Source organism: Microvirga makkahensis, assembly GCF_009830105.1.
GTDB lineage: Bacteria > Pseudomonadota > Alphaproteobacteria > Rhizobiales > Beijerinckiaceae > Microvirga > Microvirga makkahensis.
Genome location: NZ_WURB01000052.1, coordinates 1 through 9,951, shown reverse-complemented (window position 1 = coordinate 9,951; position 9,951 = coordinate 1). Strand labels below are relative to the sequence as shown.

Here is a 9,951-nt window from a genome sequence, read left to right as displayed (position 1 = left end):
ACGCGGCGGTATCCGTATCGTGGACCAAGCGGGCCTCGAAGGGGTGGCCTGCGAGTGCTACCGGAAGATCCGTCAGAGCTATGCCAAGGTGCTGCCCGTCACATCCGCCTGATCGGACTGGAGCGAAGGCTGCAAAGGCGAAGCGGCTGGGCATCTCGACAGATTGATCTCATTGCTGAGATGCTTCAACCCGACACACCTATGCAGTTGGCAAAGGCAGGTTCGGCTCCGCGTGATTTGATCCAAGTCGAGGCAGCCGCTGTGCAGGAGGGGAAACTTTTATCTGCTCCAGCACCAATGAGGATGTTATGCAGTCCACATACCACGCCGACCAGCTTGTTCGCCTGAAGCAACCGCCTTCCGGTCGGGACAGTGACCGGACCTACTGTATCACCCGCATCGTCCAATCTCGAGAAGGCAGGCCCACCTACCTCGTTAAGAACATGACTGGAGCCGAACTGGTCGTGAAACTGCAGGACCTCAGAGCAGCCCCAGCCAGCGCGGTGCCGTAAGGAGCCCGTTCGATCTTCCACCGGGGTGACACCAGCGTCATAGAGGCCATTTTCCGCGTCCGCTTGCCTGACTTTCCCGGGTCAGCGCAAGATTTGTGCCCAATGATACGCTAGGAGAGAGGGATGCTTGATCCCGGAGTTTGATGGACCGTGTCAAAGCCGAAGCGTTTGGGATCCTTGAGCCAGGTTTTGCAAATGAACTCATAGGGTGCGAGACCCTTCAGGGTCTTGAGCCGTCGGGCGAAGTTGTAGGCGCTCACGAAGTCAGCCAGATGCTGCCGGAGTTGGTCATGGCAGTCGTAGTAGTAGCATCCGACGGTCGCGTCCTTGATGGTTCGGTTCATCCGCTCAACCTGATCATTGGTCCATGGATGCCTCGGCCTCGTCAGGCGATGATCCGCTTCGTTTTGGGCACAGGCCTACTCAAAGGCATGGGCCCGGAAGATCTCGCCCCGTTTTATAGCATTCTTGATCAGCGGGCTGCAGAAGCTGTGTTGCTGGGTGTGGTGAAGTGAATGCCATGGTCAGTGAGGACCGTATGCACCTCGTAAGGCACGGCCTTGATCAGCGCGCGCAGGAAGTCGCCGGCGATCCCATGGAGAACTTGGCCCATAGCGCGTCCCTCCACCCTGGGGACAATATCGCACCATCAAACTCCGGGATCAAACATCCTCTCTTCAGTGATGGGCCCGAAACGGCTCCGCAGGCGTCATCCCTGTCAACTGCCTGTGAGGATGCGGCAGGTGCTCGCCGATCCTTTCCTCACTGTGTGTTCCCGAGAAGACTTGGCAGATCGTGCAAAGGGAATGGGGTTGCCCCGGCCCGGTCAAGTTCTAGGTACCCACGCGCGCTGCCATCGCACCAAAGAGGCGTCCACTTTGGCTGATAACTGTGGGACATGACACATGGAGGCTTTAAGCAGTAGCGCCCCTCGGGGTGGGGTCCCTCCCAAATGGAACACCGCGTAATGCAGGGCAGGCCTGATCCGATCGCTCTCCTGGACTTTCTCTCCGGCGGTGGGCGGATGGGAGCGTTGATCCGCGCCCATGACTGGTCAGCGACGCCGCTAGGCCCGCCGAGCGACTGGTCACAGGCGCTCAAAACACTGGTCAGCGTCATGCTCGGCTCCTCCCAACCCATGTTTATCGCCTGGGGGCCCGAGCGCATCCTGCTCTACAACGATGCCTATGCCGAGATCCTGGCCCAAAAACATCCAGCCGCGCTGGGTCGGCCCTTCCTGGACGTGTGGTCCGAGATCCGCGACGATCTCGCTCCCATCGTCGAGCAGGCCTATGCGGGCGAACCCGTCCGCATGGACGACATCACCCTGTTCATGCTGCGCCGGGGCTTTCGGGAGGAGGCTCACTTCGCCTTCTCCTATACGCCCGTTCGGGATGAGGCCGGCCAAGTCGCCGGCTTCTTCTGCCCCTGCATCGAGATCACCGCGCAGGTCATGGCCGAGCGCCGCTTGGCCGCCGAGAAGGAGCGCCAGCAGCGCCTGTTCGAGCAGGCGCCGGGCTTCATCACCGTCCTTACCGGACCCGACCACATGTTCGAGTTCGTTAATCAAGCCTATGTGCGGCTGTTCGGAGATCGCGGCTACGTCGGCAAGACTGTCCGGGAGGTGTTCCCGGAACTCGAAGGTCAGGGCTTCTTTGAGTGGCTCGACCAGGTTTACGCGACTGGTGAGCGGTTTGTGGCCAACCATGTCCCGGCCCGCCTGCAAGCCTCGCCCGGCGTGCCTGAAAAAGAAGTCGTCCTTGACTTCATTTACGAGCCGGTGATCGATGAAACCGGCATTATCGGCATCTTCTGCGAGGGGCATGACGTCACTGAGACACACATTGCCCAGCAGGCGCTCGCCAGAGAAAAGGAACGCCTGGAAATCCTGAACCGGATCGGCTCGCAGCTTGCTTCCGAACTCGACCTCGACACGCTGGTCCAGGCCGCTACCGATGCGGGCGTGGCTCTGACGGGAGCCCAGTTTGGCGCATTCTTCTACAATGTCATGAACCAACAGGGTGAGAGCTACGTGCTCTATGCCCTGTCGGGCGTACCGCGCGAGGCCTTCTCGAAGTTCCCGATGCCGCGCAACACGGCCGTCTTCCACCCGACCTTCTCTGGCGAAGGCGTGGTCCGGTCGGACGACATCACCAAGGATCCGCGCTACGGCAAGAGCGACACTCATCATGGCATGCCCAAGGAGCACCTGCCGGTCCGCAGCTATCTGGCCGTGCCGGTGATCTCCCGATCCGGGGAAGTGCTGGGCGGCCTCTTCTTCGGCCATGAGAGGCCGGGCGTCTTCACGGACGAGCACGAGAGCCTGTTGACCGGCATTGCCGGCCAGGCGGCGATTGCCATCGACAATGCCCGCCTGTTCCGGGCCTCGCAGCACCAGATCGCCGAGCGTAGACGGGCCGAAGAGGCGCTGCGGGACCTCAACCACACACTTGAGGCGCGCGTAGCGGAGCGCACGGCCGAGCGCGACCGGGTCTGGAAGAACTCGCGTGACCTGCTCGTTGTTGTCGGCGCAGATGGGATTTTCCGGGCCGTGAACCCGGCCTGGACAGAGATCCTGGGGCATGCGCCTGAAGAAGTGGTCGGGCGCTCGTTCCTTGATTTCGTCTGGCCCGAGGATGCCGCTTTGACTCAAGGCGGCCTTGACGACGCAGCGGCGAACCAGAACCTGACGAACTTCGAGAACCGTTACACGCACAAGGACGGCACGCCGCGCTGGATCTCCTGGCATACCTCGGTGGAAGGAGACCTCGTCTACGCCTATGGCCGCGATGTTACCGCCGAGAAGGAGCAGGCGGAGGTCCTGCGGCAGACCGAAGAGGCGCTGCGCCAGGCCCAGAAGATGGAGGCCGTCGGCCAGCTCACGGGCGGCATCGCCCACGATTTCAACAACCTGCTCACGGGCATCGTCGGATCGCTCGACATGATGCAGACCCGCATCGCTCAGGGCCGAACAGAGGCTATTGAGCGCTACGCCAAGGCAGCCATGAGCTCGGCGCAGCGGGCTGCCGCCCTCACCCACCGCCTGCTGGCCTTCGCCCGTCGGCAGCCGTTGGCGCCCAAGACGGTGGACGTCAACAAGCTTGTGGTCTCAATGGAGGACCTGCTCCGGCGTACCCTCGGGGAGACCATCCAGATGGAGTTCGTCACAGCAGGCGGCCTGTGGCTGACGCGCTGCGATCCGCACCAGCTTGAGAGCGCCATCCTCAACCTGGCCATCAACGCCCGCGACGCCATGCCCGATGGCGGCAGGCTGACCATCGAGACCTGTAACACGCATCTCGACCGTACTTACTCTGCCCTGCACCCGGGAGTGCGCCCCGGCCAGTATGTCTGCGTTGCGGTCACAGATACCGGCACCGGCATGCCGCCCGATGTGATCGAGCGCGCGTTTGACCCGTTTTTCACCACTAAGCCGCTCGGCCAAGGCACCGGTCTTGGCCTGTCGATGATCTACGGCTTCGCGCAGCAGTCGGAAGGCCATGCCCGGATCTATTCTGTGGTTGGGCAAGGCACGACGGTCAAAATCTATCTGCCCCGCTTCTACGGGACGGTCGAGGAGGAGACGGAGGCAGCCGGACTGGCAGACGCTCCCCGGTCGGAGGTGGGTGAGACCGTGCTCGTTGTCGAGGATGAGCCGGTGGTGCGCAACCTCATCGTCGATGTTCTCAAGGATCTTGGATACCGGGCTTTGGAGGCGGTTGACGGCCCATCGGGCCTCAAGATGCTCCAATCCTCGCGGCGGATTGATCTCCTTGTGACGGATGTTGGCCTGCCGGGGATGAACGGACGTCAGCTCGCGGATCAGGCCCGCGAACACCGCCCCGACCTCAAGGTGCTGTTCATCACCGGCTATGCGGAGAACGCGGCGGTGGAGAGCGACTTCCTAGAGCCCGGAATGGAGATGATCACCAAGCCGTTTGTCATTGAGAGCCTTGCAATCCGTATCCGCGACATGATCGAGCGGTAAGAGGATTGTGGAGCAGATCTGCGGCATTCGGTAGCAAAAGCCACCAGACTTGATCCAGCCCGTCGGGTACTCTCCGGCTCCACTCAGGAGGAGGGCAACGTGAGAGTTGAGGAGGAACTAAAGCGGAAGCGTGCTGAACTCCTCGGGGAGGCCAAGGAACTGGCACTCAGGATCGAGGTCATCAAGAAACAGGTCTCTGCCATCGACCAGGTGGTCGCGATCTATGATCCAGCACATGCACAGAAGGTGGCACAGCAGCAGAACGTAAGTGTCGAAGCAAGCGATCCCGCTCCCGCCGGAACTGGCTCGCCTCAACAAGACCGCTGCAATCCTTGAGGCACTGCGCGAGGCTGCGGCTTCCCATATAACAAGGCCTCATGGCGGCGGAGTGCGCACGCGCCGACCCTGCACAAAGGCGACGTGGCGATCCTCGAAAACCTCGCGGTCCACAAGAGTGAAAGGGCGCCTGGTTCCTGTTCCTGCCACCGTGCAGTCCGGACATGAACCCGATTGAGCGGGCTTTCGCCAAGGTCAAAGCGCACCTGCGCAAAGCCGAAGCCCGAACCTTTGACGCACTCTGGCGAGCACTCGGCGACATCTGCGATTTGTTCGAGCCGCACGAATGCTAGAACCATCTCAGGGCCGCCGGGGTGTCTTATCAAATCAATTCGGATGGCTTGTTCCCCTGCCAATACCCGCACAGGTATCGTGACGTCGGCCGCCTGATCGCTTGAGAGAGCATGGATCGGGTTAGCGCCCCGTTGCTCATCCGCCGCCTATCCTCCCTCCGGGCGAGGTCGGCGGACCGCCGGTCTGGGCACCGGAGCGGAAAGGCTTCGGCAGCCGGTTGCTGGAACGGGGCCTTCGGAATGAGTTCGACGGCTCCATTCGGCTCGACTTCGACCCGGCCGGAATCATCTTCGAGGTCAGGACCCGTCTCTGGCGCTGGACAAGCTATCCAAGCGAGCTGACACTCAACCCTCGTGCCGCGGTCCCCGTGCCGGAGGATAGCTCGGCACCTGTCGCTCGCGGTCGCGGTTGTTGAGGGCGGACCGGATTCGGTCGGCCAGTTCCGTGCGCCGGTAAGGCTTGCCAAGCACGTCGGCCCCGACCGAGGCTTTCCCCTCCGTCAGGAGATCGTCGTTGTAGCCCGTGGTCAGAAGCACTCCGATACCAAGTGCTCGCTCGCGAACGACATCGGCCAGCGCCAATCCGTTCATGCTGCCTGGCATCACCAGATCGGTGAACAGCAGGTCGATCTTTCCCTCGGCTTTGTCGAAGACGGCGAGCGCCTCGTCGGCATCCCGAGCGGTCAGGACGATGTAGCCAAGCGCCGTCAGGTGCTCGCATGCGAGTTCGAGCACGTCGTTGCTGTCCTCAACGATGAGGATCGTTTCCGCCTGCCCCCTTGGTTCCGCGTGCGCCAGGTCCCGGCTTGGCTGGCGGAGCATTATCGCTTGCGTCTCCACTGCTGGAAACAGCATGCGCAGGGTCGTGCCCTTGCCGCACTCGCTTTCGATCTCCAGACGCCCAAGCGACTGCTGCACGAACCCATGCACCATCGCCAGCCCAAGGCCTGTGCCCTTGCCCTGGCTCTTGGTTGTGAAGAACGGCTCCGTCGCCCGCTCCAGCACGTGCGGCGGCATGCCCTCCCCCTCATCCTTGATCGTGAGCGCAACATAGTCGCCCGGCGGCAGGTGGTGGGCGGCTGCATCGCCGTTCAGGTGTATCTTGGATGTGCCAATGGTGACAGTGCCACCCTTCGGCATGGCATCGCGAGCGTTGATCAGCACGTTAAGCACCGCCATCTCCAGATGCACCGGATCGACCAGGGCCGAGGGTACCCGGGCGCGCAGATTGAGCTCAATCTCGATCTGCGGACCAACCGAATTCTCCAGCATCTCGCCGAACTCGGCGATCAGTGCGTTGAGGTTCGTGGGCTTGGGCTCGAGCCGGGTCTTACGGGCGAAGGCCAGAAGCTGTTTCGTCAGCTTGGCGCCCCGTTCGGCCGCACGGCTGGCGTTCTCCAGCGGGCGGCGCAAGGACTCATCATCCGTGCGCGAGAGCGCCAGCTCCAGGTTGCCCGAGACCACTTGCAGGAGATTGTTGAAGTCGTGCGCGAGACCGGCCGTGAGCTGGCCGATGCTCTCCATCTTCTGCGCCTGGCGGTAGGCCTGCTCGGAGGTTCGCCGCCGCGTCACGTCGAGCTGGGAGGCAAAGAAGTAGAGGAGCCTGCCCTCGCTGTCGAAGACAGGTCCCACGAAGCAGGCGTTCCAGAACGGCGTTCCGTCCCGCTTGTAGTTCAGAAGCTCGACCGAGACAGCCCGTCGCTCGTTGATGCCTTGACGCAACTCGTCGACAGCCTCCCGGTCCGTGTGGGCACCCTGGAGGAAGCGGCAGTTGCGCCCGAGCACCTCCTCTTCCGTGTAACCGGTGAGGTCTTGGAAGGCTCGATTGGCGAACACCACCGGATTATCCGGCAGGTTGGGATCCGTGAGGGTCATCGGCATGCGGGTCATCTCAATGGCGGCGAAGAACACGTTCCCGCGCTCGCCAAGACCCGGCTGGGTGATCGTAGCCTCCTGCCAATGGGTGATGCCCGGACCTCCCATGGGGTTGTAGGAGAGATTCTTGTGCTGACCTGCGGCTGGGATGCCGCCGCTCTGCCCCTCCCCTTGGATATCGGGGGACGGGCTGCTCCCCACTTGCTTGGGGTCGTTATTCTGGTTCATGGATAGTCCACTGCGAAATCCGGAAAACCCGGCGTACGTGATAGGAGGTGTGCGCCCTCAGCCGGAGAGGGGTGTCTCGGATCTGACAGGTGTCAATCCAGCCATGCCCTACTCAATGAGCGGAAAGATCAGCGTCACTTCTGTTCCGGACCCTGAGCTGTCGATGTTGATCCGTCCGCTGAGCTGACCTGCCAAGGAGCGCACCAGCCGCAGTCCCAGGCTGCCCGGCCGCTGTTCGCCCAAGCCTGGCCCGTTGTCCTGTACACTCAGCAGGGCCTCTGAGGTGCCGATGTCGGAACAGAACCGGACTTTGATAAAGGCATCTGGCCGCTCCTTGACCGCATACTTGATACAGTTCGTCACCAGCTCGTTCAGGATCAGCCCGAGGGGTACCGCCCGGTCCGGCCGGAGCTGGATGGATTCGAGATCACGCTCGATCCGCACCTCATCGGTCATGCTGCGCTCAATGCCGAGACAGAGTGCATCGAGGTAGGTGGCGGCATCGACCGCACTGTGGCCGCTCTCCACCGTGAGCAGGTCGTGAGCCAAGCCGACGGCAGTCACCCGCTCCATTACCTCTTCCAGTTCCGTGCGGGCCTGCCCGCTGGCCGCCCGGCGGCTGCGGCTGCCCAGGATCGAAAGGATCATCTGGAAGTAGTTGCGGACCCGATGGTTCTGCTCCTGCATGTAGGTCTCAGCCTGCGCCAGGCGCCGGCCCATCTCCTCGGCCCTGCGCTCCCGCTCGGCCTGTCCCTGCCGGTGCCGTACCGCCAGAGCAAGAACGAGGGAAAAGGCTACCAGGAAGCGCTGATCGTCCTCATCGAAGGCGTCGAGCGTGGTGGAGTCCACTTCCATCACGCCCCAGACCACGCCGTCGATGGCAATTGGTGCATTCAGGAGCGAAACGATGCCGTGCTCTCGCAGGAGCGAGGAATAGCGGAAATCGGCATCGTCATTGATGGCTCCGAGGCAGATCGCTTCGCGGGTCTGATAAGCCCGCCCCGGCGGCGATAGCATGTCGGCCCCCAGCCGCGCGTGTCCGACGGTGCCGGGCTTCCAGCCCTTGCCGGCGATCATGAGCAGGTCGCCCTTATCGCTGCGGTACTGCATCACCTTGGCATGATCTACGCCGACGGCCCGGGCGGCATGCTGGCAGGCGAGGTCGAGCAGCCGCTGAAGATCGGTTGCCTCCGCAGCCAACCGGGCAAACTCGACCAGGATGGTCTGGTGTTGGCGCAGCCGCTCCAAGGTACGGCTGCGATCGGTCTTCGAGGGCTGGGTGATCGACATGATCCTGAGGCGTAAGATAATCAACGTTTTCCAACTGGCAGGCTTTGCCATTGTTCCCAAAGCCATGTCCCCTAGCGGGGCCATCAAAGGTCTGCCGAGGGACAGCCAAGGTCATAGAGCGACACTGTGCAAAGGTCCGCCCATCGTGCGAATGTGGAGTTTCGGGTTAGGTCCGCCCGTGCCAGGGCCCGACTTCGAGGAGAAAACGGTATTCGCAAAAGATCGGTCTCTCACGCCGTGACGCGACGAGAGCATCTTGCATATTGTCCTATATTTCAGAGCCGACAGCACCTGGCTCCGGTCTCTTGCGATGCTGATCAACCTTAGTCGTTTCCGGCAAGATCCTGTTCGCGGTGCCCTCAAGCCTGCTTTGCAAGCTCAAGACCGATACCGCTCAAGGCATCGGTCACAACGGCCTCTCTCCTTGCAATCAGGCCGGAAGGCTCCTTGCACTCCGGCGGACGATCTCCGCCGTCAAGCCAAAGACAAGATGCGAGCTCAGTGCATAGAGGTGCGTTGAGGAAGGTGACTCCCATGGCGGCCCTGAGAGCCCGATCGCTGGTACGACCCCTTCATCAAGAGCCACAGCCACAGCAGCCCCAAAACGAAGCCCTGCCCCTGCCGTTACACCGGGCGCAATCTCGGCCGCAACACCATAAAGACCGCCGAGCGCTGCGCCGACCGCATAATGAACAGCCGGACCGGCGATCTCCTTCTGCCGCGGCTTTGGCAGTCGTAGGATCGGAGCTGTCAAACCCTTGCGTCATCTTCCTGGGCTTTTGTGGCTGACGGTTCAGCTGGGTCGGTCGAGAGGTTGCCGGCTGGGATGCATTCATCGCGTATGATGCGGCGAGGCCGGCCAAGAGTCCGGCCGCGAGACCTCGCGGAATGTCTCCAGTCGGGTATTGGCCAGCTCTTCCGTCCATCGCCATGAGGCTCTCTGACAATCGTGCAACTCTAGCGAACGCCATCACGACCGGTGAGTTTCCAGGTCAGAATATCGCCGGGATATCTAGCATCGGCTCAGCCGTTCCCGATGCTCTGGATGGAGAAGGATCCGCCAGCCCTCATATCCGAATTGATCAGAATAAGAGAAACAGGAGAATGATGATGGGGATCGGAATGCCGATGAGCCAAAGGAGTGCGCCGACGCGCTTTGGATCAGCGGGCGCCGGCTTGTCCTTGAGCGGTTTCCGGCACGACGGAACACTTTCACAGCCGGGAGGCGATCGTCTCCAGAGGTTTCTTGATCCCGCCGTGAACCGGCACCGTGCAGCCCTGGGCCGGGTAGCCGACAACGAAGAGGATGTACGGTTTCTCCGTCTCCGGGCGGCCGCAGATCTCGTTGAGGAAACCCATCGGACTGGGAGTGTGGGTAAGCGTAACAAGCCCCGCCGCATGCAGAGCCGCGATCAGGAAGCCGGTGGCG

General features: G+C 62.1%; 5 protein-coding genes and 3 pseudogenes. 3 read left to right on the top strand and 5 right to left on the bottom strand.

All coding sequences use genetic code 11. The annotated features are described in order from the left end of the window. Positions 1-622 precede the first annotated feature (622 nt). Positions 623-1,101: pseudogene (locus GR328_RS27850) on the bottom strand (integrase core domain-containing protein); the annotation flags it as partial. A 363-nt stretch (positions 1,102-1,464) separates the two neighbouring features. On the opposite strand from GR328_RS27850, the gene GR328_RS26005 reads away from it, so the two are divergent. The 3 genes and pseudogenes from GR328_RS26005 to GR328_RS25995 form a co-directional block, all read left to right on the top strand. Further along, positions 1,465-4,500 (top strand): PAS domain-containing protein, encoded by a 3,036-nt coding sequence (locus tag GR328_RS26005; RefSeq protein WP_246216103.1) that lies wholly within the window; start codon positions 1,465-1,467, stop codon positions 4,498-4,500. Positions 4,501-4,599: 99 nt separating this feature from the next. Next, positions 4,600-4,836, top strand: coding sequence for a hypothetical protein (locus GR328_RS26000; protein WP_160888552.1), 237 nt, complete (start codon positions 4,600-4,602; stop codon positions 4,834-4,836). Positions 4,837-4,896: 60 nt separating this feature from the next. Further along, a pseudogene (locus GR328_RS25995) lies at positions 4,897-5,129 on the top strand (transposase); the annotation flags it as partial. A 345-nt stretch (positions 5,130-5,474) separates the two neighbouring features. Here GR328_RS25995 and GR328_RS25990 read toward each other — a convergent pair. The 4 genes and pseudogenes from GR328_RS25990 to GR328_RS25975 form a co-directional block, all read right to left on the bottom strand. Then, positions 5,475-7,232, bottom strand: a complete 1,758-nt coding sequence (locus tag GR328_RS25990; protein WP_160888551.1) for a histidine kinase famiy protein — start codon at positions 7,230-7,232, stop codon at positions 5,475-5,477. Positions 7,233-7,340: 108 nt separating this feature from the next. Beyond that, entirely contained in the window at positions 7,341-8,522 is a 1,182-nt protein-coding gene (locus tag GR328_RS25985; protein WP_160888550.1) for a sensor histidine kinase, read from the bottom strand. A gap of 430 nt (positions 8,523-8,952) precedes the next feature. Further along, positions 8,953-9,276: a DUF1440 domain-containing protein gene (locus tag GR328_RS28710; protein WP_160888549.1), complete on the bottom strand. Its 324-nt coding sequence runs from the start codon at positions 9,274-9,276 to the stop codon at positions 8,953-8,955. A 458-nt stretch (positions 9,277-9,734) separates the two neighbouring features. Then, positions 9,735-9,951 (bottom strand): annotated as a pseudogene (locus GR328_RS25975) (nitroreductase family protein); the annotation flags it as partial.